The sequence below is a fragment of the Gordonia sp. ABSL11-1 genome, assembly GCF_030315685.1.
Lineage (GTDB): Bacteria > Actinomycetota > Actinomycetes > Mycobacteriales > Mycobacteriaceae > Gordonia.
Map to the genome: position 1 here is coordinate 193,362 of NZ_JASXSI010000008.1, position 24,412 is coordinate 217,773.

Here is a 24,412-nt window from a genome sequence, read left to right on the forward strand (position 1 = left end):
GGAGGTCGGTTGTGAAGGTCTGCGTTGTCGGAGCGGGTCCCTGTGGGCTCACCACCATCAAACAACTCCTCGATGAGGGGCACGAGGTCACCTGTTTCGACAAGAACGACGACATCGGGGGCATCTGGCTGCGCCACGACGGGGACGCGGGGCAGGCGAAAGCATTCGACAACCTCCTGCTGACCATCTCGATGAAGCTCATGGCCTATTCGGATCACCCGTTCGATGGCGGTCGCTTCGCTTCGCGCGGAAAGTACTTCGACTATCTGCAGGAGTACGCCGACCGGTTCGAACTCCGTGAGCGCATTCGATTCGGTCACGAGGTGACCGACATCGCTCGCGGACAAGATGACTGGACCGTCTCGGTGTCGCAGGACGGCGGCGACACCCGCGAGGTGTTCGACGCGGTGGCGATCTGCTCGGGGCCGTTCAAGACACCGAATCGCGCCATCGCCGGGCTCGAGGATTTCACCGGCGAGATCGTCCACTCCGCCGACTATCGGAACTGCGACCGGTTCCGCGGAAAACGGGTGCTGATCGTCGGCCTGGCCGAGTCAGGCGCGGACATTGTCCGCGAGATCGGCGACGTCGCAACATCCTGCACGTTGTCCATCCGCACCTACACGTATCTCCTACCGCGCATACACGGTAACCGGACAACGGATCAGGGGACCGTTCGGGCACACCATCACGAGATGTGCCGTCGCGCGACCGATCAACCGTTCGCGCTGGACACCTTCTGGGGACGCAGCCGACTGGCCAAGGCCGTGTTCCTCGCCGCCGCACTGGTGTACGGCTTCGCCGCGACGGCGATCGGAGCAGTCTGCGACCGGATGCTGCCCCACCCGGCGTCACGACAGGTGGATCCGATGGGACAGCCCGCCGATCCCGCGATGCTCGACGTCGACACACTCGACAACGAGGCGAACTGGAACCTGATCAAGACCTGGAACCGCCGGTCCCATCCCGACGGCAGCTGGGCACAGCGCGGCATCTTCTGCAAGAACGTGAGCTTCGTGCCCGCGATCGTCTCCGGCCGCATCACCCTGAACGACAAAGGAATCGAACGATCCGACGGGAACCGGGTGTTCTTCGGGGATTCGACAGTCGAGGAGTTCGACACAATCGTACTGTGCACCGGGTACACCACCGAGAAGCTCTCTATCGGCGACCTGCATGTGAAGGACGGGAACGTCCGCACCCTCTACAAGCACTTCCTGCACCCCGAACACCAGGGGAGTGCAGCGTTCATCGGGTTCGTCCGACCGTTCTCAGGCGGCATCCCTATCTGCGCCGAGATGCAGGCGCGCTACTTCGCCCAGGTATGCAGCGGGAAGGTGCAGATTCCGGACGACATCGATGAGGCGATCGGCCGGGAGAAGGAGTGGGAAGAGTACTGGACCGAACTCAGCCCACGGCACACCGAGGCGATCCCGTCACAGATCCTCTACCTCGACGCCCTCGCTCGCGAGATCGGCTGCCTCGTGCCGATGCGCAGACTGCTGCTCGACCCGAAGTTGTTCGTGCAGATGTGGTTCGGCAGCTTTAACCCGTCGTGCTATCGCATCGTCGGACCGCACAACCGGGGTTCCGCTGCGCTGGACGACCTCTATTCGGAACCGGTCGCCAACAGGGGCCAACTCGCCTTCCGAACGCCTCTTCGGCAACTGTTGCCATCGTCGGTGCATCCGAAGCACGCCATGTAGCCATCAGCACGCAGTGGGCATCCGCCCTCGATCTCACCGGGGCGTCCACCCCGGGTCTCTGCCGGTGAGTGCGACCAGACGATCAAATTCAGTGCGGCCACAAAGATGCTGCGGCTGGCCGTAGTGTCCTGTGCGTATCGATGCCGGCGTGATGATCGATCGGGCGATCTCCGCTCCGGCGCCCACCAATTCGATCGGGACGTCGAACCTCGCCCCGATCGCGCGCGAAAGATCCCATCCGTGGACGATCGCATCGAACATGTTGATGGCAGCCGCGTCATCCGGCGAGAAGTCTCCGAACGGAAGCCGACATGTCGTGATCGCGCCGACTTCCTCGTCAAGCACGATCCATGCCACGCGGCTGGCCGTTGCTGCAGCGTGGAACGAAGCTCGGTGATCGACCCCCAGCACATCGCCGGACGGAGTGGCCGGACGCTCGGTCTCGCCGGTGGCGAATGATGTGAATTTCATGGTGGTGGCAACCATGTGGTTCAGGACATCATTGATGGCCCACTCCTCGCACGGCGTCGGACGACGGCGATCGGACAGTTCGATCCGGTCGACCACACCGCCGACGATTGAGAGCGCCTCCTCCAAGCGGACTGTTGCAGGCCGGCGCATGCTCAGATGTTACGTCGCGGTTGTGGGCTGACACGAGCACTCGGAAGAGGCTTGAACATACAACCGACTGGTTGTATGTTCGTGGAGTGACCGACAACGCAGAGGACAGGGCCGACGCGCTGTTCCACGCACTGTCCGATCGGACGCGACGTGACATCATGCGCCGCGTTCTGAGCGGCGAGCACTCGGTCTCGGTACTCGCGGCGAAGTACGACATGAGCTTCGCCGCGGTACAGAAGCACGTCGCCGTGCTGGAACGCGCAGGTCTGCTGACCAAGCGTCGCAGCGGTCGTGAACAACTGGCCACCGGCGATGTGACCGCGGTACGTGCCGTGTCGACCATGCTCACCGAACTCGAACAGGTGTGGCGAGGTCGGATAGCGCGCATCGACGAACTCATCTCCACCGAACCGACCCAGGAGGACTGACCAATGCCTGTCACCAACGTCGCCCACGACATCGACTCACGCACACTGACCATCACCGCCGAATTCGCCGCACCGCCGTCGCGGCTCTGGCAGGTCTATGCCGATCCCCGTCAGCTCGAGAAGATCTGGGGTCCGCCGACGTACCCCGCCACTGTCGTCGATCACGACTTCACGCCCGGCGGTCGCGTGACGTATTACATGACGAGTCCGGAGGGGGAGAAGTTCGGGGGCTACTGGCAGATCGAGTCACTGGACGAGCCACACGGTTTCGTCTTCGACGACGGATTCGCCGACGAGAACCTCGCGCCCGTCGACTCGCTTCCGGTGTCGAAGAACTCCTACCGGTTCGACGAGAAGGACGGACAGACCGTCGCGACCTACGTCAGTTCGTACGCCTCGGCCGAGGATCTACAGAAGGTGCTCGACATGGGTGTGGTCGAGGGCGCATCCGGCGCGATCAATCAGATCGACCATCTCCTCGCCGCCTGACCCATCCCTACACCCACGACACGCACCTCATCTGTCGGCAGCCACCTTCGGACGGGCGAAGGTGGCTGCCGACAGACGAGGTGGCTGGTCGGTGGTGTTCGTGCGCCACCGACGCCACGGTCCTACCCTTACGCCAGTGCCGCGGCGAGCCTTCGCCAGCCGTCGCGGGGGAGTGCCCGGTGGTCGGCCTGCAGGATCTGGACGCACACGTGATCGGCGCCGGCGGCGCGGTGTTCGTCGATGCGTGACAGCACGGTCGATTCGTCGCCCCAGGCGATGATCGCGTCGAAGAGTCGGTCGCTGACCGATTCCATGTCGTCATCGGTGAAGCCGAGTCGGCGGATGTTGTTGGCGTAATTAGGCATCGACAGATACCCGCGTAGCCATTCCTCCCCGATCGAGCGGGCCTGCTCACGATCGCCGGTGAGAATGGCGGTCTGTTCGGGCGCGAGGAGTGGTCCGTCGCCGAGCGCTTCGCGCGCGGCCGCGGTGTGTTCGGGAGTAACCAGGTAGGGGTGGGCGCCGCGGGTACGTTCGGCCGCCAGGGCCAGCATCTTCGGCCCGAGGGCGGCGAGGACACGGGCGTCGGACGGCACCGGTTCCGGTGCGTCGTCGAGACCGTCGAGGAATGCCTTGGTGGTGGCCAACGGCTTTCGGTACCGACCCGGTTCCGTGCTGTCGATCAACGGTGCATGACTGATGCCCAGCCCCAACAGGAACCGGGCTCCGTGTTCGGCAGTCAGACGAGCATGAGCGGCGGCCACGTCATGCGGCTCGTGCATCCACATGTTGAGGATGCCGGTCGCGATGACCGCGTTGCGCGTGGCGCCGAGCAGGTTCTCGACCGCATCCATCACGGGCCCACCGACGTCGGGAATCCACAGCGCGGTGAAACCGAGCTCATCGAGCTCGGCGGCTGCTTCGGCCGCCTCGCCCGCATCCCCGTAGCGCAGTGGCGAACTCCAGATACCTACCCCGTTGAGATTCATGACCTCGACCCTACCGACCCCGCCGAATGGCCGGAACTGCCGACATTTGGCCCCTTGTGTGCTGTCGAGGGGCCTCGCGCACGCCTAGCGTGAACATGACAGGGATCACATCCATGGTCGGGTGGCTGCCGTCGTCCGACGAACCGAGGGAGAGAACACCGATGCCACTCGAACCCGTCTCGCAGGGGCTGCTGCAGCAACTGGCCGAGGAGCGTCAGCCACCGATCAGTGAGCAGACCCCGGCACTCGCACGGATGACGGGTCCCATCTTCTCCGGGATGAGCGGACGCGGGCCCGACGTGGCCGAGGTACGCGATCTCAAGCTCGAGGGCAACGACGGCGGCCGGTTCCGCGTGCGTGTGCTGGTGGCTGAGGGAGACCCGGACGCCGTCATCGTGTACGTCCACGGCGGTGGCGGGGTACTGGGTGACATCGACGTCCTGTACGAGCGGCGGGCAGACCGAACGCGACGACCGGCCCGGCGCTTATGTGACGCCGACCGTGTTTTCCGATGTCACCCGCGACATGACCATTCACCGGGAGGAGATCTTCGGTCCGGTGCTCGCAATCGAGCCCTACGACACCGAGGACGAGGCCGTCGAGATCGCCAACGACACCGTCTACGGACTGGCCGGCGGTGTGTGGTCGGGTTACACCGAGCGCGCCCAGCGGATCGCCCGCCGGATCCGTGCCGGCCAGATCGCGGTCAACGACGCCGGCATGAATCTGGACGCCCCGTTCGGTGGGTGCAAACAATCCGGGATCGGTCGTGAGACAGGACAATTCGGACTCTAGGAGTTCCTGGAGGTCAAATCCATCCAGGGATGACGGAGGGCGATCAGCCGTGCACGGTGGGTCGATAGACGAGTTCCAACGATCGGCCGTCCAGCGTCCGGGTTTCCAGGAGTTCGAGATCGAAGTCGGCGGCGCCGGCCAGGATCGGTTCGGTCCCGGTCCGGCCGGTGATCACCGGAAAGATGGTCAGCTGAATACGGTCGACCAGACTCGCGGCCATCAACGCGCGATTCAACGACAGGCTGCCGTGCGAACGGAGCGGCACGTCCGACTCCTCTTTGAGTCGGGCGACGACGTCGACCGCGTCGCCGGCCACGATGTCGGCGTCCGGCCAGTCCAGAGGCGCGGTCAGGGTCGACGACACGACTGTCGTCGGGAGCCGCTTCATGCGGGCGATCCAGTCATCGCTTTCGGGGTCCGGGGCACCGGGACCCAACATCTCGACGAACTCGCGGTAGGTGTTCGCGCCGAGCACCATTCGCTGCCGCTCGCCGTAGACCGCACGGCGATGCTCCTCGAGTTCGGGGCCCTGCTTCCCCCAGTAGCCGCCCCAGTCCCCGTGCTCGTCGTAGGAGCCGAAGCCGTCCAGGCTGGAGAAGATGTCGAACGTGTAGGTCGCGGTCATGGGAACTCCTTCGAGCGGCGGTCTGTGACATCAGGACTGTGACATCCAAGACAGACTCGGGTGGACGGGAGAACTGATCGGTCGCCGGTCAACGAAGGTGCGGGATGACCACCTCCCCGACACGCGTCAGCTGGTCGACCGGGTCCTCGACAGGCCACACGACAACGCCGGCAGCGTCGTATCGGGCCAGGACTTCGACGCAGTGCTCGGCGGATCCGACCAGCAACTGCCCGGCGATGGTATCCGTGTCCCGGCGAAGCAATCGCGCCAGCGCGTCGAGCCATCTCCGTGCCTGCGCCGGGGACTCGGTCACGTGGGCCCACATGGTCGCGAGGACGATCGGGACATCGCGCACGGGTCGTCGCGCACCGTTCCCGATGCCTCGGAGGTAGTCACGTCCGGTGGCGATCCGATCCGGGGTGGTGTTGTAGGCCGAGGCGAGCCAGCCGTCGCCGAGGCGGCTGACGCGCCGCCGGCGGAGCAGATGTACCGACTCGTCGAATCGTGGCCACCGCTCGTCGAAGGGGATGCCCGCAGCGGCATAGTCGGCGGCCGATGAGCCGGCCCCGACGCCGAGGACGAATCGGCCGCTCGACAGCTCACTCAGGGCTGCAGCCGCTTTCGCGAGAGTGGCCGGACCACGGATGACCGGGAGAGCGACCGTGGTCGCCAGTGTCATGTCGGCGGTGGAGTCGACGACGCTCGACAGCGCGACGAGGCCGTCGAGCCACGGGCTGGAGAACACGACGTGATAGTTGGCGCAGATCGCGGTGAACCCCGCGTCGTGTGCGGCTTCGGTGTATCGCGTCAAGGGCGGGGACTGAGACCCATCGACGGCGATCAGCGGCAGGTGCGCACCGAACCACACCGTCGGACCGTAACCGACTCGCAGCGGTCCCGGCGGCGGGTCGGGCCAGCCCCGTCGGGCGTCATCCGGTGACGGGCACGTCGATGACGGGTCGCCGGACATCGGCGCCGTCGGCGTCGAAGTGCCACCACTCGCCCGAGTAGGCCGACAGTCCACCCGCGCCCATCGCTGCCCGCAGTCGCGCACGAGCGCGTTGTACGGTCACCGACACACCCTCGGTCGCAAAAGCATTCGCGCGCGGCGTGAAGTCGTCGAAGCCGGTGCCCATGTCGACCAGGCACTGGGCACCGATCTGCCGACGAGGCGGACACCCGGGCACCCGGGCCGCGACCGCGACATCCACCGATCGTCCGGATTCGTGGCTGCGTGAGTACGGTCCCGGCGCCGCGACCCATGCCGGATCGGGCACCTTCTCGAACATCTCCTGCTGGACAGAATGCGGCCGATAGCAGTCCCAGAAGACCAGCGTCTCACCGGCACGACGCAACACTTGGCCCGCCGTGCGCAGACCACGGAGCAGGGACTCGTGGACCAGACAGCGTGCGCCCGGGGGATAGAGTGCGACACCGACGAAGTTGTTCCGCGTCGCATAGCGCAGGTCGATGTGCGCGTCAGGCAGCGCCGTCCGGACATCGGCGAGGCCCACGGCGCGGGCAGCGGCCGACACGGGCGGGATCGCCGACGACGATCTCGGTTCGGCTGAACCGGCACCACCGGGGATTGCGACGACCAGGGGCGCGAGGATGCCCAGCACCGTGGCCACCACCGCCGCGAACCGTCGTGTGGTCATCGGTGTCCTGCCCGGCACCATGTCCCGGTCACGCTCAACCGAGTTCCGCGAGCCGGCGGGCGGTCGGCGCCATCGCATCGATCCACGCGGCGGGTGACTCCGATGTCGGTGTCACGATGACGGCGTCCACACCGATCTGTGCGTACTCGGCCATCCCCGCGACGAACTCGTCGGCGGTCTCCGGGCCGGGCCGGGGGTTGTTCGCCAGGATGGTCACCTTGATGTCGGCGAAGTCGCGACCGACGTCGTCGCAATGTCGTTGCAGCACTTCGATCTTGTGTGCCACCTCGTCGGGAGATGTCCCGAACAGGTTGCAGGCGTCACCGTATTGCGCGACCAACCGCAGGGTCTTGCGTTCGCCACTGCCGCCGATGAGGATCGTCGGCCGATGGATCGGCTGCGGCGAGCACAGGGTCTCCGCGAGCTGGTAGTGGGTGCCCTCGTAGGGTCCGTCGCTGTCGGGATCCCACATCTGACCGCAGATCTGCAGCGCTTCTTCGAGGCGCTCGAATCGCTCGGCGAGTGGGGGATAGGGAACGCCCATGGCATGGTGCTCACGTTCGAACCATGCGGCACCGATGCCGAGGGCGGCGCGGCCTTCCGACAGCACGTCGAGAGTGGTGACGATCTTGGCGAGGAGACCAGGGTGACGGTAAGTGACACCCGTGACGAGCAGGCCCAGCTCGATCGTCGAGGTGTGCGCGGCGAGGTACCCGAGCGTGGTGTAGCCCTCGAGCATCTTCGCCTCGGCGGGCAGCCCCGTGGGCTCGATCTGGAAATAGTGGTCCATGAACGACAGCCAGGTGGCTCCCGACGCCTCGGCCGCTGCACCGACCCGGGCCAACTCGCCCGCGAGGGCAGGCGTGCCGCCGTCGATGTCGAAGATCGGTAGGTGGAAGCCGAGTTCCATGCGACACTCCTCAATGCTGCCCGGTCCGTGTCCCGACTGTACGTCGTCCGGAGTGACGCCGACCCGATCGGCGATCAGTCCGCGTCGTCGAAGCGGGGCTCGCGCTTGGCCATCCCGGCGAGCACCGCCTCCATCTGATTCGGTGAGCCCATCAACCCGACCTGCAGTTCGCTCTCGAGCCGCAGCGCCGATGCGGCGTCGTCGGACTGCCACGTCTGGTCGTACAAGCGCTTCGCGGCGCGGACGGCGTGCGGCGACTTGCCGGCGATCTCGTGTGCCAGGGCGAGGGCCTCGGTGAGCGGATCGTCGACGACGCGGGTGACCAGCCTCAACTCCGCCGCCTCGACACCGGTCACGATCCGCCCGGTGAACGTGAGTTCCTTGGCGACATCGGCGTTGACGAGTCGTGGCAGGGTCTGGGTGATGCCCATGTCCGGGACCAGGCCCCACTTGACCTCCATGATCGAAAGACGCGAATCGGGTGTGGCATAGCGGATGTCGGCTCCGAGTGCGATCTGCAGTCCGCCGCCGAAACAGTTGCCGGTGATCGCGGCGATGACAGGCGCAGCGACGCGGGCCCAGTCCACGGAGACCCGCTGGGCGTCGTTTGCGAGGTGCCCGTGGTCGCGGTTGAGGAGGGACTGCGCGCCGCCGCCCTGACCGAGGCTGGAGACGTCCAGGCCCGAGCAGAAACTCTTGCCCGCGCCGTGCAGCACGACCGCACGGATCCGACGATCCCCGGCCACTTGCTCGGTCGCGTCGAGGAGTGCGTCGAACATGGCGCGGTCGAGTGCGTTGTGCTTGTCCCCGCGGTCGAGGGTGACGACGGCGACGCCCTCGTCGTCGACGTCGATCGTGATCCGGTGTTCGCCGCCCATGGTTGCCATCCTACGAACATCTGGGATCCGCCGTGTTCAGATCGCGGCGATGCACTCGGTCGCAGCGCGGTGACCGGCCCGTATAGCGCCCTCGATGTAGCCGTTGAACCGATCCGCGGTCTCGGTGCCCGCCCAGTGCACCCGCCCGACCGGCTCGGCCTGCGCGGCGCGTACCTGCGCGAGGTGCCCGATCCGGGGCATCGCGGCGTATCCGCCGAGCACGAATTCATCCTGGTGCCAAGACTTCTCGTGAAAGCTCACCGGGGAGCGCACTCCGATGCCAAAATGGTCGACCAGCGACTCGAGGACCGCAGCCCTCCGCGTCGTCTCGTCCATACCGTCGAGTCGTCGTGCTGCGTCGGCGGGAACGAGGACGCAGAGATGGCCCGGCCCGTCGGGCGGGGAGACGTCGAATGTCGATCGGATCGGACCGTCGGGTGTGATCAGTTGGCCGGCGCATCCGGTGTCGCGCCAGAACGGCCGCTCATAGACCGCGACGGCTTTGTACACCGATCCCATGATCGTGTTCCGCTGCACCGAACCACGTGAATCGGGCAGGGGAGGGCGATGCCCGATGCCCTCTGCCACGGGCGGTGCGGTTGCGACGATGACGCGGGCGGCTCGGATGGAACCCGCAACGGTGTGCACACCGATGCCGGTCGGGTCCCGTTCGATCTCGATGACGCGACGATTCAGCTCGACGTCGTCGCCGAGTTCGGCGGCCATCGCCGCGGCGAGCCCACCGGCGCCACCCCTCAACAGGGCATCCTGGGCGCCGCCCTTGACCGTCACCATCTCGCGGATGCCACCGGAGCCGGCGATCATCTCCGCAACGGTCTCGACGGAGACCTCGCCTGCGGGGCGGCAGGTGAGTTCGGCCGCAAGGGCGTCGAACACCTGCCGCGCCAGGACGGGCCGGATCGCACTCTTCCAGTCCTCGAGCGTCTGATGATCCGAAGCGCGGCCGTACCGCGCGGCCAGCGCGAGGCGCGCGGAGCCCACGGCCAGGCCGACTCCGGTGGCGAAGACCAGGGAGATCGGCCTGCCGTCGACCGTTGCGGTCTGTTTGCCGTTGTCGTACGACGCGAAGAGGTCGACGCCCAGGCGGGCCGCGAGCGAGCGCAGCTCGGTGTGCGACGAACCCACCCACTGTCCGCCCAGGTCGACCGCGCTCCCGGCCGCGGACGTCACCGTCATCGTGCGTCCCCCCACGCGATCGGCCGCCTCGAGAACCCGGACCGACAGACCGTGCCCGCTCAGCTTCCGAGCCGCCGCCAATCCGGAGAATCCCGCGCCGACCACCACGTCGACCTTGCTCTCACCCATGTGCGACACCTTTCATAAAACAACTGTTATAAAACATGTGTTGCACATAGTTTACGATGGCACCATGCCCCGACAGATCGACCACGACGCCCGTCGCGCCACCATCGATGCCGCGGTCATCACGATCGCGGCGGAGTCCGGATTCGCTGCCGTCACCATCCGGGCCGTGGCGCAGCGGATCGGATCGTCGACGTCGGCGGTAACTCACTATGTCTCCAGTCGAGAAGAGTTGTTGGGCAATGCCGTTCGACGAGAGGTCGACGCCCGGCTGGACGAGGCGGACGCCGCGATCGGCGAACGGACCGGAAATCCGGCGCTCCGAGCCCTTGTCGAGTGGGCGATGTTCGGTGCCGCGGAATCGGGCAGACGGTTCTGGCTTGCGGCGGTCCTCGGCGCCGAGCATCAGCCCGTACTCCGAGCCGAACTGGAGCGTTTCACGGTGTGGTGGGACGCCCGCGTGCGCGCACTGCTCACTCAGGCCGGCGTCGAGGATCCACAAGCCGCGTCCGATGTCCTCAACGTGGTGATCGACGGACTGGTCGTCAGCAGCTTCTACGGCGGATCGCCGTGGGTTGATCAGCGGCGGGAAGGCCTGCTGGACACGGTGTGGCGTGCCCTCGCTCTGTGAGCCGCACCCTCCGTCGCATCACCCGCCGCCGGTCGGGTGGAAGTCGTACGCCGACTCGGCATGCTGCCCGTCGTCGATGCCGTCGACCTCGTGCTCACGGTCGGCCCGCAGGCCCATCGTGTACTTGAGTGCCAGACCGATGATGCCGGTTGCCACCATCGCGTACACGAGGACCGCGACCACAGCGACCGCCTGCCGCCACAGCTGATCGAGACCTCCGCCGTAGAGGAGCCCGTCGACCCCCGCCGGAGCCGAATCGGATGCGACCAGTCCGATCATCAGCATGCCGACGACACCGCTCACGAAATGCACGCCGACGACGTCCAGCGAATCGTCGTAGCGCCAGCGGAACTTCAACTCGATCGCGTACGAGCTGACCGCGCCGGCGACGGCTCCGACCGCGAGCGCACCCAGCGGGGTCACGGCTGAGCAGGAGGGCGTGATGGCGACGAGGCCGGCGATGACACCCGAAGCGGCACCGAAGGACGTCGGCCGGCCGTGCCGTACGCGCTCGACCACCAGCCACGCGACCATGGATGCAGCGCCCGCCCCCAGTGTGTTGACCGCGATCACGGCGGCCGACCCATTGGCCTCCAACGCCGACCCCGCGTTGAAGCCGAACCACCCGAACCACAGGAGCCCTGCGCCGAGCATGACGAAGGGCAGGTTGTGCGGTCGCATCGGGTCCTTCGGCCACCCCCGGCGTCGACCGAGGAACAGGGCGAGTACGAGTGCGGAGGCACCCGAGTTGATCTCGACCGCGGTACCGCCGGCGAAGTCGATCGCCTTGAGGTGCGTCACGATCCAGCCACCGTGCTCCTCGGTCAACCCGGGCGCGCTGAACACCCAGTGCGCGGTCGGGATGTACACGACGACCGACCACAGGGTCGCGAAGACGACCCAGGAGATGAAGCGCATGCGGTCGGCGACCGCGCCGGCGATCAGCGCCACCGTGACCATGGCGAACCCTGCCTGGAATGCGACGAAGAGAATCGCCGGGATGGTGCCGACCAGTGGAATCCCGTCGCCGTGCGCCGGGTCGCTGCCAAAGGTGTGCTCCAGTCCGGGGAACGACGAGAGGCTGCCGATGAGTCCGCTGTGGTCGTCACCGAACGCGAGTGAGTAGCCGAACACCACCCAGACGATCCAGACGATCGGGATCGCCGACAGGCACATCATCATCATGTTCAGAACACTCTTGGATCGCACCATTCCGCCGTAGAACAGTGCGAGCGCGGGCGTCATCAGCAGGACGAGTGCGAATGCGGCGAGCATCCATGCGGTGTCGGCGCTGTCGGGGACCCCGTACTTCGGGAACATGGCTGCCTTCCGTCGCTAGCGAGAGACGAGAGTCTATCGACTCGATCGCATTGCGCGACAAAGGGTTCACCGTGTTCGGTGCTGTATATCCGGCAATACCGGCGACTCGGTCACGGCGACGGGTGTCGCGGCCGACACCGGACCGGCGTCGCGGGGGAGCAGAGTGGGACGATGGGGCGATGACCGCAACCCTCGTCGCCAAGGACATCGCAGGCGGGTACGCCCACCGCACGCTGTTCGAGGGGCTCGACCTCACCATCGCACCCGGCGATGTCATCGGCGTCGTCGGTGCGAACGGCGCAGGCAAGTCGACTCTGTTGCGCATCCTGGCCGGCGACCTGGAGCCCTTGGAGGGGACTGTGTCGCTGGCGCCCGCGGACGCGGTCGTCGGCTGGCTCCCGCAAGAGCACGAGCGCGTGGTCGGCGAGACCGTCGGCGAGTACGTCGCCCGGCGAACCGGATGCGCACGCGCTACCCGTCTGATGAACGAGGCGGCCGCGGTCCTCGCGGAACCGGCCGGTGAGGCCGCCGTCGTCGACCCGGTCGTCGACCCGGCCGACGCCTATGCGGCCGCACTCGAGCACTGGCTCGCGACGGGTGCCGCCGACTTCCACGACAGGCTGCCCGCCGTGCTGGCCGATCTCGGACTCGACGACGGGAAGGTGCGGCCCGAGGCGACGCTGATGACCTCGTTGTCGGGTGGACAGGCTGCCCGCGTGGGGCTGGCCGCACTGCTGTGTTCCCAGTTCGACATCGTCGTTCTCGACGAACCCACCAATGACCTCGACATCGACGGCCTCGAACGGCTCGAGGCGGTCATCCGAGGGTTGCGTGGCGGGGTGGCATTGGTCAGCCACGACCGCGAGTTCCTCGCACGCTCTGTGACCCACGTGCTCGAGCTCGATCTCGCCCAGCACACCAACACCGTGTTCGGCGGCGGATACGAGAGCTATCTCGAGGAGCGTGAGATCACCCGACGACACCGGCGCGCCGAGTACGAGGAGTTCGCCGAGAAGAAGGCCGATCTCGTCGCCCGGGCGCGCACACAGCGCGAATGGTCCAGCCAGGGCGTGCGCAATGCGATGCGAAAAGCGCCGGACAACGACAAGAACCGGCGACGCGCTGCGACCGAGTCGAGCGAGAAGCAGGCCCAGAAGGTCCGGCAGATGGAGAGTCGGATCGCTCGCCTGGACGAGGTCGCCGAACCGCGCAAGGAATGGGTTCTCGAATTCACCATCGGCGCGGCCCCACGCGCGAGTTCCGTGGTCGCGACGCTGAACAATGCCGTGGTACGTCAGGGCGACTTTGTCCTCGGACCGATCTCGCTGCAGGTCGATGCAAAGGACCGCATCGGCATCACCGGCCCCAACGGCGCCGGGAAGTCGACGCTGCTCAAGGTGTTGCTCGGCAAGGTCCGACCGGATGAGGGCAGTGCCACGCTCGGCGCCAGCATCGCTGTCGGCGAGATCGATCAGGCTCGCGCGTTGGTCGCCGGCGCTGCGCACCTCACCGATCGCTTCGAACAGCTCCTACCCGATCACTCGACTGCCGACGTGCGAACCCTGTTGGCGAAGTTCGGCTTACGCGCGGACCACGTCGGCCGGCCGGTCGACGAGCTGTCGCCGGGAGAGCGAACGCGTGCCGGTCTGGCCCTGCTGCAAGCGCGCGGGACGAACGTGCTCGTCCTCGATGAGCCGACCAACCATCTCGACCTGCCGGCGATCGAGCAACTCGAGCAGGCACTCGACTCCTACGACGGCGCCCTTCTGCTGATCACCCACGATCGACGAATGCTCGACCGGGTTCGCCTCGATCGCCATTGGCGGGTCGTCGGGGGGCAGGTCAGTGAGCGGTGACCGCGAACTGCACTGCAGTACAACAACTGTTGCGTCGCGGAGTCTGAGCCGGACCACGGCCGGATTCGTTCTCGTGGCCGACATCGATTTCCTGCGTCAGGTGTAAAGTTGTCACTCAGGCGTCGTGGGGGATTGCGGGGAGAGTCATCAGCGCAGAATCGTCGATGTCGACGGTCATGTCTATAGCGCGAGGCTCAGCGTCTCTCTCGGCGGCACACGCAAGCAGAAAGGGTGTATCAGACGTTATGGCGCGCTCCCGGGCCGAACAGGAACGCGAGCGTCTTGCGTGCGCTGCCGCAGTCACCGTCCCCCCTTGGGGGATGAGCCCATGAGACATTTCGATCAGCGCACGTTGGCAGTTCTCGGCGCGGAGGTGGGGGCGGTCCCCCTGCTGGTCCTCGGCCTCGTGTCGCCGTCGTTCATCGTCCCTGGTCGCTCGTGGGCGCTCCTCGTCATCGGGGTCTACACGCTGATCTCCGTGGCCATCACAGCCGCCGTCGGTCGGCTCAGTGACGGCCAGTTCGTCATCCTGAGTTTCGGTGGCATGCTCGGCATCGCGGGGTCGGCACTCGTGATCGACGACAACGGGTCTGCACATGCTGTGCTGGTTCTGCTGGCGGTGATACCGGCCCTGGCCGCGATGGATTCCTCGGTGTCCGTGATCGTCGGCTTCGTGACCACTGCGTCGATTCTCGCTGCCACGGTCGTCGCGATCCGGGCAGCGACACCGACCGCACTGTTGGTCGGCGGCGGAGCGGTCATCATGGCGATCCTGATTCCCACCTACATGGTGTGGACGCTGCGCCAACGATTGCTCGTCCTGGTCGAGCAGCAATCGAGATTGAGTATCACCGACCCGTTGACCGAGGCATTGAATCGTCGCGGGTTGCTCACACAATCGCACATCGTTCTCAACAGTTGCGCGGGTTCCGATCTCATGATCGGTTTTCTGGTCGCCGATGTCGATCATTTCAAGAAGATCAATGACAGACACGGCCATTCGGCGGGCGATGCGATTCTGGTGCAGATTGCGGCCACTCTTCATGCATGCGTTCCGCCCGGATCGCTCGTCGCTCGCACCGGTGGCGAAGAGTTCGTCATTCTCACCGCCATCGCTGGAAACCACGAGATGTACTCACTCGCCGAACGGCTGCGAACGCGTGTTGCCGCGGCGACCGAGGTGACGCTGAGCATGGGCGCCGTCTGCATCGATCCCGACCACGCCACGTTGCGAGCGGTCTCCACACAGGCTCTGCTCGATCATCTGTTCCGGCGCGCCGATCGGTGTCTGTACACCGCAAAGCGCGAAGGCCGGAACCGTGTGCAACTCGATCACGGTCCGGTCGTCGAACCGACCCCGGCCCATGTCGAGCGCTTCGCCTCGTATGAGTGACGGCCGGTGGACTGCCGGCTTCACCGACCGGAGTGTTCTGCGTGCGCATCGGCCCGACCCCGACTGGACCCAGGAGTGCCACCTTGATCCAGCGGTGGTGCGGAGTCTGCAGAAGTTCCAGGTCGGTGAGAGCGGAGACGGTGCGAATCTGATCGCGCGGTCATCCTGCACGGGGGACCGCGACTACGCGATGGCCGTGCGACTGTTCGTCGTCGAGGAGCAGAACCACGCCCGTATGCTTGCCGAGCTGCTGGGCGCAGCAGGTGCACCGATCAGCGGCGCACATTGGACGGACCGGATCTTCATGTGGAGTCGCCGCCTCATGGGTTTGCGCCTCGAGTTGATGGTGCTCGCCATCGCCGAGATCGTCGCGCTGCGCTACTACCGCGCACTGGCCGACGGTGGTGGCGATCCCCTGCTCAGCGATGTCTCCGAACGAATCCTCGACGATGAGCACCATCACGTGCCGTTTCAGTGCCGACGACTCGTGATCGAGTTCGGCTCGATCCCGAAACACTCCCGACGTCTCGTCCTGCACGCATGGCGTCTTCTCGCCCTGGGCGTGATCGTGACCGTCGCGGTCGATCACGGGCCTGCGTTGCGGGCGTGCGGCGTCACGCGTCGGGCATTCGTCAGAGACACTCTGTCGCTGTTCGACGATGCCGCGGCGACGGTGTTCCAGGCCGCGTAGCCCTGCCGGCCCCGACATCGTACGAGCAGGTCGACACCCAGTCGTTGCCGATCCGTCGTTCTTTCGGCACGGTGGAGGGATGAGTGAGCAGACGAGTGTCACAGTCGAACGAGTCATCGATCTCCCCGTCGACACCGTGTTCGACGTACTGACCAATCCCCAACGTCATCCAGACCTCGACGGATCCGGGTTCGTGCGCAGCGTCGACCACGCCGACCGCATCCAGAAGGTCGGCGACGTGTTCACCATGAACATGACCGGGCCCCACATGGGTGGGGACTATCAGACCGACAACCACGTCACCGGCTACGCCAAGGACAAGTTGCTTGCCTGGCAGACGGCACCGGCGGGCACGCAGCCTCCCGGATGGGAATGGCTCTGGGAACTCGAGGCACAGGGGCCCGACGCCACCCTCGTCCGACACACCTACGACTGGTCGAAGGTCACCGACAAGGACCTCCTCGAGAAGGTGAAGTTTCCGTTGGTGTCGGAACACCAACTCGAGGAGACACTCGGAAAGCTGGCTGCCGCGGCTGCCGGCTAGGGGCGACTCTTCGGATCACGGGCCCGACTCACCGAGTCGGGCCCGTTTTGTGTCCTCCAGATGAACGAAGCCGTAGTTCGGTAGGTCACAAACCTGGGTCACAGGATTGCGACTCGCATCGACGCGTGATGCACTGATCAGCACGATATTCATGATCGTGAATTCCGGGAGCGTTCCGAGAGCGCCTATCAGTGGGGCACAAATGTCTGAGGGGGAGTGGTCATATGATGCCGAGTTCAGCCGCGGGCTCCGGAGTCGGCCGTAGGTGGTGGTCAATTACTTGGCGGGCGACGTCATTTGTGTTCGGTTGTGTGGTCCTCAGTGGTTTGGCGACCGACGCGCCACTGCTGACGCATGGAACCGCACCGTGGCCGACCTCACCGATTGTCGCCGGTACGGCAACAGCACTGTTGACAGCCCTCGGCGCATGGTCGTTCTGGACCGGCGCCCGCGCATTGATCGTCACCACCATCGGCAGCCGATGATGCCCATGATGCACGACGAAAAGGGGCGGGACATGTACGTGAGCACGCGAAGAGTGCTTGACCGCAATGAAATACAGCTGCTCATTGCCGGCGTCGACGCGGCGATCTCGGTGACGCCGGACGACTACTTCGAGCATGTGACAGGGCTACCCACCGACGCGGTTCATCTGCATCTCCTGATCCCGTTGATCGACAAGATCGTCGACAACGAAGGCGCCCCCGACAATCCGGCGACGGTAAGCGGTGTGCCCACCGTGCACATGGTCAGCGTCGATCAGCTACGACTCGCTCTGCAATGCTTGAAGCTCACGCTGATGTTTTCAGACGAGCGCTCTGGTCTGGCGCACAGCGCCTTCGACGCTCACGAAGTCAGACGATTCATCACGTGCGTCGAGCTCACCGGCCACACACCCCGCGACCGCGCTGACGCACGACTCTGACGTCAGCCCTGCCCGGACCGTGCGATCAGATCACGCATCTTCACCGACGGATCCGCCAGGGCCTCGAGGTCCACCGGTGCCCCACTGCGGATGAGTTTCTTCCCGGCATTGAAGTCGGCAGGGGCGTTGACGGCCTCGACGGCGACGACGTTGCCAGCCGGCTCGATGTGGAAGTAGGACACCGAGTTCTTGCCCGGCGTCTCCCGTGTGACAACAGTGACGTCGGGTGTGGTCAGTCCGGCGATCTTGAGCTTGAGGTCGAACTGATCCGACCAGAACCAGGGGACCTCGTGCTCGTCGGGCTCCTGACAAAGGATCGCTGCTACCGCATGCTTCGCGTGTTCTGTTGCGGCGGGGATGGATTCGAGGCGCCGCAGGCCGTGATGCCCGGCGACCGGGCGTCGAGCGACATCGCCGATCGCGAAGATGTCGGGGTTGCTGGTGCGTCCGTACTCGTCGGTGATCACACCGTCGTCGTACTCGAGACCGGCGGTACGGGGGAGTGCCTCATCGGGGGCCGCACCGATGCCGACGAGCACGGTCCCGCAGTCGACGACAGTCCCGTCGTCGAGATGCACACCGGTGACCTCCACTCCGTCGGTCCGCAGCGCGGAGACCGATCGGCCGGTGAGTATCGTCGTACCGCGCTCAGCGTGATAGCCGGCGAGCATCGATGACAGCTGGGCGCTCGCGACGCGCGCAAGGATTCGATCCGCCCGTTCGATGACGGTCACCGACACGTCCCGGCTGCGCGCGACCGCCGCTACCTCCATGCCCACGTAGCCACCACCGACGATGACGAGTTCCCCGCCGCGCGAGAGAGATCGATTCAGGGTGTCGGCATCGTCGAGCGTCCTCAGCGTCATCACCGACGTCGTGCCCTCCGGCGCGCCCGGGAGCTTGTGCGGATGCGATCCGGTGGCCAGGACGAGAGTGTCATAGGCGACGGCGCTTCCGTCCGCGAGAATCACGGTCTTGTCGTCCGGCCGGATCTCCACCGCACGCGCCTCGGTCCGCAGATCGATCTGGTTCTCGGCGTAGAACTCCGCGGGGCGCAGCAGCTGCTGCACCGACGTCCCGTCGAACTTCTTCGACAGCGGCGGCCGGTGGTAGGGGAGATGCTGTTCGTCGCCCACCATCGTGATAGACCCGGCGAATCCGGACTGCCGGAGCAGTGCAGCCAGCCCTGCTCCACCGTGCCCGGCGCCGATGATGACGACGGTGTGTTCCGTGTCTGTGGCCATCGTCATACGGTAATCCCGGGGACACGTGGCGAATCACAAGGGGCAGGTGACCAGGGTAGGCGGGCTGCGGGCGCTGCGGAGACCAATGGGGCCGGTGCTCAACAGCCGGCCCGCCTTCGCACGTGTGTGCGAACATGGTCGGGTGACTGCGCAGAAGGCGACCGGGCTGACGCCCGACGACTTGGACACTCTGGCCACCGGAATCGCGGCCGGCAAGCGGATGACCGTCTACCTCCGCGACCCGCTGCCGTCCCTTGCTCTCGACGCGGGGACGTCGGCGCGAGTCGTGTCGATCGACGGGTCGACCGTGACGGTGAGCCCGAAGGGCGTCGACGACCAGCTACCGTTCGAGGCCAACGAACTGCAGAGGTCGCGCGCCACAACGCCGTCGGCGAGCGCGCGCCGAAAGTCCTCCCAGCCGCCACCGGCTCCGTCACCGCCGCCGACACCGGCTCCGGCGACGAGCCCATCGAAAGCCCCAGCAGCCCGCCAGACGAGGTCGTCGGCACGTCCGGCACCGAACGCCGAGTCCCTGGCGAAGACAACTGCGGAAACACCCACGCCCACACCGGCAAAGGCGACGCGGCGCCCCAAACCGTCGACCGCAGCGATCAGCGTCGTCATCTCCTCGGCGGCCGAAAGCGCGTGGACCGTCGCCGTCTCACACGGCAGCAAGAAGCTGGGCAAGCCGACGGAAGTGACCGCGGACCGGGTGGCCCGCGCGATGCGAGAACTCGGCGACGGCACTGCGATCTCCGCCGTCGACGGAATGATCGACGCGGCACGTGAGGCGGCCCAGAAGAAGATCGACGATCTCAGCCGTGAACTCGAGACCGCGCGGGCAGCACTGGCCACGCTCGAGGGCCGGTCCGACCACGAATAGGTGATGGACCTCGTTCGACACCTCATACCGAGACATTCCGAACCGCTGGAATCATCCGAGCCGGGAACCCGTTGCTGCCGACATGCGAGCAATCACGGATGACCGCTTCGGCGGCTCCTAAGTCCTGGCGCTCACCGATCTCCCGACGCCCAGGGTCGGACCCGATTCCGTGCTGGTGCGAGTCCGCGCCTCGAGCGTCAACCCAGTTGACTGGAAGGTCCGCGAGGGATACCTCGCGGAGGTCATGGACACGGTGTTTCCGGTCATTCCCGGCTGGGATGTTGCTGGTGTGGTCGAGCAGGCAGGCCTGGACACACCCGAATTCCAGGTCGGCGACGAAGTTTTCAGCTACGTGCGAAAGGACGTCGTTGGCGGGGAAGTGGCGGGCGGGACGCTCGCCGAGTACGTCGCCGCCCCAGTGCGTACCCTCGCGCACAAACCAACCGCGTGGTCGTTCTACGAGGCAGCCGCGGTACCGCTTGCCGGTCTCACGGCATACCAGACGATTCGTCGGGCAGGCGTGCAATCAGGCCACACGGTGTTGGTTCATGCCGCAGCGGGTGGCGTCGGATCCTTCGCGGTGCAGATCGCACGATCGTTGGGAGCCCAGGTGATCGGCACGGCATCAGAAGCCAACCACGACTACCTGCGAGGGCTGGGAGCCGAACCGGTGACCTACGGCGAAGGCTTGACCGATCGCGTGCGCGCGATCGAGCCGAAGGGTGTGGACGTCGTCCTCGACTACGTGGGTGGTGACGCCCTCGACTCGGTGCCGGACATCCTCCGCGACGAAGGAACGGTCGCGTCGATCACCGACGCTCGTGCACGCGACGAGTTCGGCGGCCAGTACGTCTGGGTGCGTCCCGATTCTGCGGATCTCGCCGAGCTCGCCCGGCTCGGTGACGCGGGCGATCTGACGCCGGAGATCGCCGAGGTGTTCGAGCGATGCCGCTGATGCGCACGAGCGCAGTCAATCCGGGCATGTGCGAGGCAAAGTCGTCGTTCGGGTCTGACGATCGAACCGCCCGTGTGCGGCCGCGGCCGCACACGGTTGCCTCGCTGAGCTCAAGCGGTCATGTTCCGCAGAAGGTGTGGAAGGCGTCAGTGAACGATGGTGGCGCCGCCGCTGCGAGGTCTTCCCACTCGCCGCGGTACTCGAATGGGTGAGTCACCGCCGCCAAGAGTCTCTCGAACGTTGCGAAGTCTCCGTGCGTGGCCGCGCGGAGCGCAGCATCGAGCTGGTGGTTGCGAGGAATGTAGAGCGGGTTGATGCGGTCCATCGCGTCGGCGGTCTGGCCCCGGTCGCGACCGAGGACATCGAGCGCGGTGTGCCACCGATGAAGCCAGGGGTCGCTGTGCTCACTCGGTATCAGCGTCGCCAACGATGCATGGTCACCGCGTAAGTCGTTGGCGAGCGCACGGAACGTGCCGGTCCAATCGGCACGGTGATCGCTCATCAAGGCCAGCAGATCGTCGATCAGGTCGCTCGCACCGACGTCGCCGGCCAGTCCGATCTTCGCAAGCATGCCTTCGACCAGGTATCGGTTGTACCGATCGTCGAAAGTGCCGAGGACCGCGGTCGCGGCGCCGATCGCCTCGTCCGGTTCTGCGGCCATGAGGGTCAGCAGCGTCTCGGCGAAGCGAGCGAGATTCCATTTCAGGGCGGCAGGCTGATTGCCGAAGGCGTAGCGGCCGCCGTGATCGATCGAACTGAACACCGCCGAGAGGTCGAAGGCGTCGATGAAGGCGCACGGGCCGTAGTCGATGGTCTCACCCGAGATCGTGGTGTTGTCGGTGTTCATGACGCCGTGGACGAAGCCGACCAGCATCCACTTCGCGACCAGCGCGGCCTGACAATCGAGCACCGCCTCCAGGAACGCCAGGTACCGATTGTCATCTTCGGGTAGGTCGACGAGCTCGGGATAGTGGCGGGCGATCGCATAGTCGGCAAGTGGCTGAACCAGCTCGGGCCGGCGGGCCGCGTACTCGAAGGTCCCGACGCGCAGGTGGCCGGCCGCCACCCGGGTGAGCACCGCGCCGGGTTCGGTCCCCGTGCGGTGGACATCGCGTCCGGTGGCGACGACTGCCAGAGAGCGCGTCGTAGGAACACCGAGCGCGTACATGGCCTCACTCACCAGGTACTCCCGCAGCATCGGAGCAACCACGGCGAAGCCATCCCCGCCTCGGGAGAACGGCGTCGGCCCGGAGCCCTTGAGCTGCAGGTCGACTCGGTGGCCATCGACGTCGATGAGTTCACCGAGCAACAGGGCCCGCCCGTCGCCGAGCGTAGGCGCGTAACCACCGAACTGATGTCCGGCGTATGCGGTGGCAACCGGTGTCGCGTCGGCAGGCGCCGCCGCACCGGACAGGATCGCCACGCCGTCGGCGGATCGCAGGGCCGCCACATCCAGACCCAACGCGGCCGCGAGTTCCTCATTGACGACAAGGAGCGTCGGCTCCGGCGCGTCGGCGCCGCGCCAGGGCACGCTCAACGGAGGCAACCGATCGGCAAAAGTGCATTCGAGGCCGACGATCGCCGAGCTTGTGCGGGTGGGGGAGTCGGATGGTGCTGGCACAGTTCGAGCGTAGCCCCGCGCAGGGAGGGCATGACATTTGTTCGAAAGCCGGCACGTTCGAAGGTCAGTCATGACCTGGACCAGATATACCAACAGTGGTATATCCTCGTGCTATGGACGCCGCAGAGCTCAGTAGACGACGTCAGCGCGCCGGGATGACGCAGTCCCAACTGGCTGATGCGTGCGGGATGGCACAGCCCCACATCTCCGCCTACGAGAGCGGCAGGCGGACGATCACCCCAGAGGTCGCCACTCGCGTAGAGGCAGCCACCAAGCAACGTCCATCGATTCAGCTCAACCGATACCGCAAAGAGATCCGTGAGCTGGTCACCGGCCACCGAGGCTCCAATATCCGGGTGTTCGGTAGCGCCGCGAAGGGTATCGACACCGTGGACAGTGACCTCGATCTACTCGTCACCTTCCTCCCAGACACGCACCTGGGTGAGGTCGGCGTCTTGATGTCTGAGCTGCGCGACCTGCTCGGCGTCGAAGTCGATGTGGTCAGCGAAGGAGCGCTCGTCGGTGATCGCTTTTCTCGGCGCGTACTCAAGGACGCGGTACCTCTGTGACACCCGACAGCGTGGGTGATCCGATTCGCGAGCGGTATGGGGATCGGGTTGTCGACCGCCTCCACGACCTCATCGAATATTGCTGCGAAGCCCGGGATTTGGTCGAGGACGGAAAAACAGTCCTCCTGACGCAGTGGCGCCAGCAACGAGCTGCCGAAGCCGTCGTGGGGCGTATCGGTGAGGCGGCCAGTCATCTACCCGCGGAGTTCAGACACGCCTACGCGGGACAGCCTTGGGATCTGATCATCGGAATACGAATTGTCGTCGACCACCGGTACCGGCGCCTTGACTACAACCAGGTCTGGACAGCATTGGAAGCAGCCGACGCTCTGCGTCGGTACATCGAAGACGACGTCTTCGGCGGCTCTCGCCAGATCTAGGACGTGCCTCAGGCAGCGTCCAGCGTGGCGATCGATCCGCCGACTCGACGAAGACTCTTGTGCTGCAGCGCGTTTCCGATTCTCGCCAGCAGCTCGACACAGGGCCAGAGCGCTTCGTGTACATCGACACCTCGGACTGTGGTGACGTCGAAACAGGTCACCTCGGTGAGCGTAGACGTCCGCCATCCGTCGCCGCGCAGCCACTGCAGATCACGACTTCGCGTCAGCGGAGCCAGCATCAGTCTGCGAGGCAGGCCCTCCGTGAGAGCACTGGACGCACTACCGTGCCCCGCCGTCTTCGTCCACCAGAGCACGCCGTCGACGTCGACCTCAGGCATGGTCTGCCCGCCTGGAAGGCTCTCGCGAGCGCGCACGGGCGATTTGCTGAAGACGAATAGTCCGGACGCGCCTATCCCCGTGAGGCTTCGCGCGTCGCCTGCCGGGACGTCGATCGATGCGAGCGCATCGTTGACCGCCTCCGGGACCCACACCGGAGTCAGGTTGTGCAGCACCTCAACAGCCGTCGCCGAGTGCATCACGTTCCCGCAGAGCATGCGGTGGAGGGAGGAATTGTCGAGCTTCTGTGTGACCACCGCGTCAAAATCGGCATCACCTGGACCGCGGCCGTCGGCGGCGAGTGCATCCAACTCGGTGTCGTACTCGGCGTCGCGCGCACCGACCATGTCCACGTATGCGACCCACTCGACCGACAGATCGCGATAAGCCTGGGTCAGCTCGCGATGTATTCGGGGCAGACCACCGGACAACCAAGGACGTGCGCGATCAACTTTGCGCGTGCCTTGTGTGCGACCTCGCCGGCCCGATCTCGATGAGTGGTTTTGCCTCGACATGTCGCCAACGATAGGGGAATCGGGCATCAGGACCTGGTACGCATCCACAGGCCAGTCACCCATCCACAGCAGTAGTGTTCGGGAGTGAATCCATGCCGCCGTCTGGTAGTGAATGAGAATTTGCGGC

At 65.9% G+C, this 24,412-nt stretch carries 24 protein-coding genes and 2 pseudogenes; 14 read left to right on the forward strand and 12 right to left on the reverse strand.

What is annotated here, in order from left to right; translation table 11 throughout:
- The first annotated feature begins 11 nt into the window (after window positions 1-11).
- On the forward strand, window positions 12-1,706 hold the full coding sequence (locus tag QSJ19_RS11580) for a flavin-containing monooxygenase (protein WP_286320500.1): 1,695 nt from the start codon (window positions 12-14) through the stop codon (window positions 1,704-1,706).
- Window positions 1,707-1,739: 33 nt separating this feature from the next.
- Here QSJ19_RS11580 and QSJ19_RS11585 read toward each other — a convergent pair whose 3' ends face one another.
- Complete coding sequence (locus QSJ19_RS11585) at window positions 1,740-2,327, reverse strand: TIGR03086 family metal-binding protein (RefSeq protein WP_286320501.1); 588 nt, start codon at window positions 2,325-2,327, stop codon at window positions 1,740-1,742.
- An 86-nt stretch (window positions 2,328-2,413) separates the two neighbouring features.
- Here QSJ19_RS11585 and QSJ19_RS11590 point away from each other — a divergent pair, with 86 nt between their 5' ends.
- Together QSJ19_RS11590 and QSJ19_RS11595 are read left to right on the forward strand one after the other, a co-directional pair.
- A complete protein-coding gene (locus tag QSJ19_RS11590) occupies window positions 2,414-2,755 on the forward strand; it encodes an ArsR/SmtB family transcription factor (RefSeq protein WP_286320504.1) in 342 nt (113 codons plus the stop codon).
- Window positions 2,756-2,758: 3 nt separating this feature from the next.
- Window positions 2,759-3,244 (forward strand): SRPBCC family protein, encoded by a 486-nt coding sequence (locus tag QSJ19_RS11595; RefSeq protein ID WP_286320506.1) that lies wholly within the window; start codon window positions 2,759-2,761, stop codon window positions 3,242-3,244.
- 128 nt (window positions 3,245-3,372) lie between these two features.
- Here the strand turns inward: QSJ19_RS11595 and QSJ19_RS11600 are convergent, their stop codons facing one another.
- Window positions 3,373-4,233, reverse strand: a complete 861-nt coding sequence (locus QSJ19_RS11600) for an LLM class F420-dependent oxidoreductase (protein WP_286320508.1) — start codon at window positions 4,231-4,233, stop codon at window positions 3,373-3,375.
- A 480-nt stretch (window positions 4,234-4,713) separates the two neighbouring features.
- Here QSJ19_RS11600 and QSJ19_RS11605 point away from each other — a divergent pair.
- Window positions 4,714-5,028 (forward strand): annotated as a pseudogene (locus QSJ19_RS11605) (aldehyde dehydrogenase family protein); the annotation flags it as partial.
- A gap of 43 nt (window positions 5,029-5,071) precedes the next feature.
- On the opposite strand, the gene QSJ19_RS11610 reads toward QSJ19_RS11605, so the two are convergent.
- The 6 genes from QSJ19_RS11610 to QSJ19_RS11635 all read right to left on the reverse strand — a co-directional run bounded on the left by QSJ19_RS11610 (window position 5,072) and on the right by QSJ19_RS11635 (window position 10,425).
- A complete protein-coding gene (locus QSJ19_RS11610; RefSeq protein WP_286320510.1) occupies window positions 5,072-5,653 on the reverse strand; it encodes a dihydrofolate reductase family protein in 582 nt (193 codons plus the stop codon).
- An 88-nt stretch (window positions 5,654-5,741) separates the two neighbouring features.
- Window positions 5,742-6,521 (reverse strand): LLM class flavin-dependent oxidoreductase, encoded by a 780-nt coding sequence (locus tag QSJ19_RS11615; protein ID WP_286320511.1) that lies wholly within the window; start codon window positions 6,519-6,521, stop codon window positions 5,742-5,744.
- Window positions 6,522-6,582: 61 nt separating this feature from the next.
- Complete coding sequence (locus QSJ19_RS11620) at window positions 6,583-7,311, reverse strand: M15 family metallopeptidase (protein WP_286320514.1); 729 nt, start codon at window positions 7,309-7,311, stop codon at window positions 6,583-6,585.
- Window positions 7,312-7,345: 34 nt separating this feature from the next.
- Window positions 7,346-8,221, reverse strand: coding sequence for an LLM class F420-dependent oxidoreductase (locus QSJ19_RS11625; RefSeq protein ID WP_286320516.1), 876 nt, complete (start codon window positions 8,219-8,221; stop codon window positions 7,346-7,348).
- Between the two features lie 74 nt (window positions 8,222-8,295).
- Window positions 8,296-9,099 (reverse strand): crotonase/enoyl-CoA hydratase family protein, encoded by an 804-nt coding sequence (locus QSJ19_RS11630; protein ID WP_286320517.1) that lies wholly within the window; start codon window positions 9,097-9,099, stop codon window positions 8,296-8,298.
- A 36-nt stretch (window positions 9,100-9,135) separates the two neighbouring features.
- Entirely contained in the window at window positions 9,136-10,425 is a 1,290-nt protein-coding gene (locus QSJ19_RS11635) for a flavin monoamine oxidase family protein (RefSeq protein WP_286320519.1), read from the reverse strand.
- A 64-nt stretch (window positions 10,426-10,489) separates the two neighbouring features.
- Between QSJ19_RS11635 and QSJ19_RS11640 the strand changes: the two genes are divergently transcribed.
- Window positions 10,490-11,053, forward strand: a complete 564-nt coding sequence (locus tag QSJ19_RS11640) for a TetR/AcrR family transcriptional regulator (RefSeq protein WP_286320521.1) — start codon at window positions 10,490-10,492, stop codon at window positions 11,051-11,053.
- An 18-nt stretch (window positions 11,054-11,071) separates the two neighbouring features.
- Here QSJ19_RS11640 and QSJ19_RS11645 read toward each other — a convergent pair whose 3' ends face one another.
- A complete protein-coding gene (locus QSJ19_RS11645) occupies window positions 11,072-12,373 on the reverse strand; it encodes an ammonium transporter (protein ID WP_286320524.1) in 1,302 nt (433 codons plus the stop codon).
- Between the two features lie 179 nt (window positions 12,374-12,552).
- Between QSJ19_RS11645 and QSJ19_RS11650 the strand changes: the two genes are divergently transcribed.
- The 5 genes from QSJ19_RS11650 (at window position 12,553) to QSJ19_RS11670 (ending at window position 17,782) form a co-directional block, all read left to right on the forward strand.
- Window positions 12,553-14,229, forward strand: a complete 1,677-nt coding sequence (locus QSJ19_RS11650; protein ID WP_286320526.1) for an ABC-F family ATP-binding cassette domain-containing protein — start codon at window positions 12,553-12,555, stop codon at window positions 14,227-14,229.
- A 328-nt stretch (window positions 14,230-14,557) separates the two neighbouring features.
- Complete coding sequence (locus QSJ19_RS11655; RefSeq protein ID WP_286320528.1) at window positions 14,558-15,622, forward strand: GGDEF domain-containing protein; 1,065 nt, start codon at window positions 14,558-14,560, stop codon at window positions 15,620-15,622.
- Complete coding sequence (locus tag QSJ19_RS11660) at window positions 15,615-16,313, forward strand: ferritin family protein (protein ID WP_286320529.1); 699 nt, start codon at window positions 15,615-15,617, stop codon at window positions 16,311-16,313. The genes QSJ19_RS11655 and QSJ19_RS11660 overlap by 8 nt, the downstream gene beginning before the upstream one ends.
- Window positions 16,314-16,392: 79 nt before the next feature.
- Entirely contained in the window at window positions 16,393-16,857 is a 465-nt protein-coding gene (locus QSJ19_RS11665) for an SRPBCC family protein (protein WP_286320530.1), read from the forward strand.
- A gap of 367 nt (window positions 16,858-17,224) precedes the next feature.
- Window positions 17,225-17,782, forward strand: coding sequence for a hypothetical protein (locus QSJ19_RS11670; RefSeq protein WP_286320531.1), 558 nt, complete (start codon window positions 17,225-17,227; stop codon window positions 17,780-17,782).
- A gap of 2 nt (window positions 17,783-17,784) precedes the next feature.
- Here the strand turns inward: QSJ19_RS11670 and QSJ19_RS11675 are convergent, their stop codons facing one another.
- Window positions 17,785-19,026 (reverse strand): NAD(P)/FAD-dependent oxidoreductase, encoded by a 1,242-nt coding sequence (locus QSJ19_RS11675; RefSeq protein ID WP_286320532.1) that lies wholly within the window; start codon window positions 19,024-19,026, stop codon window positions 17,785-17,787.
- 142 nt (window positions 19,027-19,168) lie between these two features.
- Between QSJ19_RS11675 and QSJ19_RS11680 the strand changes: the two genes are divergently transcribed.
- The gene (locus QSJ19_RS11680) at window positions 19,169-19,909 is read left to right on the forward strand and encodes a DUF6319 family protein (RefSeq protein ID WP_502876141.1); all 741 of its coding nucleotides are present in this window, start codon (window positions 19,169-19,171) and stop codon (window positions 19,907-19,909) included.
- Between the two features lie 124 nt (window positions 19,910-20,033).
- Window positions 20,034-20,922 (forward strand): annotated as a pseudogene (locus QSJ19_RS11685) (NADP-dependent oxidoreductase).
- Between the two features lie 60 nt (window positions 20,923-20,982).
- Here the strand turns inward: QSJ19_RS11685 and QSJ19_RS11690 are convergent.
- Window positions 20,983-22,485, reverse strand: a complete 1,503-nt coding sequence (locus QSJ19_RS11690) for a protein adenylyltransferase SelO (RefSeq protein ID WP_286320534.1) — start codon at window positions 22,483-22,485, stop codon at window positions 20,983-20,985.
- A 113-nt stretch (window positions 22,486-22,598) separates the two neighbouring features.
- On the opposite strand from QSJ19_RS11690, the gene QSJ19_RS11695 reads away from it, so the two are divergent.
- Both QSJ19_RS11695 and QSJ19_RS11700 read left to right on the forward strand, forming a co-directional pair.
- Window positions 22,599-23,054, forward strand: a complete 456-nt coding sequence (locus QSJ19_RS11695; protein ID WP_286320535.1) for a helix-turn-helix domain-containing protein — start codon at window positions 22,599-22,601, stop codon at window positions 23,052-23,054.
- Window positions 23,051-23,434, forward strand: a complete 384-nt coding sequence (locus QSJ19_RS11700) for a HepT-like ribonuclease domain-containing protein (protein WP_286320537.1) — start codon at window positions 23,051-23,053, stop codon at window positions 23,432-23,434. The genes QSJ19_RS11695 and QSJ19_RS11700 overlap by 4 nt, the downstream gene beginning before the upstream one ends.
- Window positions 23,435-23,442: 8 nt before the next feature.
- On the opposite strand, the gene QSJ19_RS11705 is transcribed toward QSJ19_RS11700, so the two are convergent.
- A complete protein-coding gene (locus QSJ19_RS11705; RefSeq protein ID WP_286320539.1) occupies window positions 23,443-24,117 on the reverse strand; it encodes a hypothetical protein in 675 nt (224 codons plus the stop codon).
- Window positions 24,118-24,412: the final 295 nt, after the last annotated feature.

What these genes read in the sequence shown, in the direction of transcription:
- QSJ19_RS11705 (WP_286320539.1), bottom strand. Translation starts at nt 24,117, where the DNA reads ATGGTCGGTGCGCGCGACGCCGAGTACGACACCGAGTTGGATGCACTC.
- QSJ19_RS11595 (WP_286320506.1), top strand. Translation starts at nt 2,759, where the DNA reads ATGCCTGTCACCAACGTCGCCCACGACATCGACTCACGCACACTGACC.
- QSJ19_RS11585 (WP_286320501.1), bottom strand. Translation starts at nt 2,327, where the DNA reads ATGCGCCGGCCTGCAACAGTCCGCTTGGAGGAGGCGCTCTCAATCGTC.
- QSJ19_RS11655 (WP_286320528.1), top strand. Translation starts at nt 14,558, where the DNA reads ATGAGACATTTCGATCAGCGCACGTTGGCAGTTCTCGGCGCGGAGGTG.
- QSJ19_RS11635 (WP_286320519.1), bottom strand. Translation starts at nt 10,425, where the DNA reads ATGGGTGAGAGCAAGGTCGACGTGGTGGTCGGCGCGGGATTCTCCGGA.
- QSJ19_RS11620 (WP_286320514.1), bottom strand. Translation starts at nt 7,311, where the DNA reads ATGACCACACGACGGTTCGCGGCGGTGGTGGCCACGGTGCTGGGCATC.
- QSJ19_RS11610 (WP_286320510.1), bottom strand. Translation starts at nt 5,653, where the DNA reads ATGACCGCGACCTACACGTTCGACATCTTCTCCAGCCTGGACGGCTTC.
- QSJ19_RS11665 (WP_286320530.1), top strand. Translation starts at nt 16,393, where the DNA reads ATGAGTGAGCAGACGAGTGTCACAGTCGAACGAGTCATCGATCTCCCC.
- QSJ19_RS11630 (WP_286320517.1), bottom strand. Translation starts at nt 9,099, where the DNA reads ATGGGCGGCGAACACCGGATCACGATCGACGTCGACGACGAGGGCGTC.
- QSJ19_RS11650 (WP_286320526.1), top strand. Translation starts at nt 12,553, where the DNA reads ATGACCGCAACCCTCGTCGCCAAGGACATCGCAGGCGGGTACGCCCAC.
- QSJ19_RS11660 (WP_286320529.1), top strand. Translation starts at nt 15,615, where the DNA reads ATGAGTGACGGCCGGTGGACTGCCGGCTTCACCGACCGGAGTGTTCTG.
- QSJ19_RS11625 (WP_286320516.1), bottom strand. Translation starts at nt 8,221, where the DNA reads ATGGAACTCGGCTTCCACCTACCGATCTTCGACATCGACGGCGGCACG.
- QSJ19_RS11645 (WP_286320524.1), bottom strand. Translation starts at nt 12,373, where the DNA reads ATGTTCCCGAAGTACGGGGTCCCCGACAGCGCCGACACCGCATGGATG.
- QSJ19_RS11600 (WP_286320508.1), bottom strand. Translation starts at nt 4,233, where the DNA reads ATGAATCTCAACGGGGTAGGTATCTGGAGTTCGCCACTGCGCTACGGG.
- QSJ19_RS11675 (WP_286320532.1), bottom strand. Translation starts at nt 19,026, where the DNA reads ATGGCCACAGACACGGAACACACCGTCGTCATCATCGGCGCCGGGCAC.
- QSJ19_RS11640 (WP_286320521.1), top strand. Translation starts at nt 10,490, where the DNA reads ATGCCCCGACAGATCGACCACGACGCCCGTCGCGCCACCATCGATGCC.
- QSJ19_RS11695 (WP_286320535.1), top strand. Translation starts at nt 22,599, where the DNA reads ATGGACGCCGCAGAGCTCAGTAGACGACGTCAGCGCGCCGGGATGACG.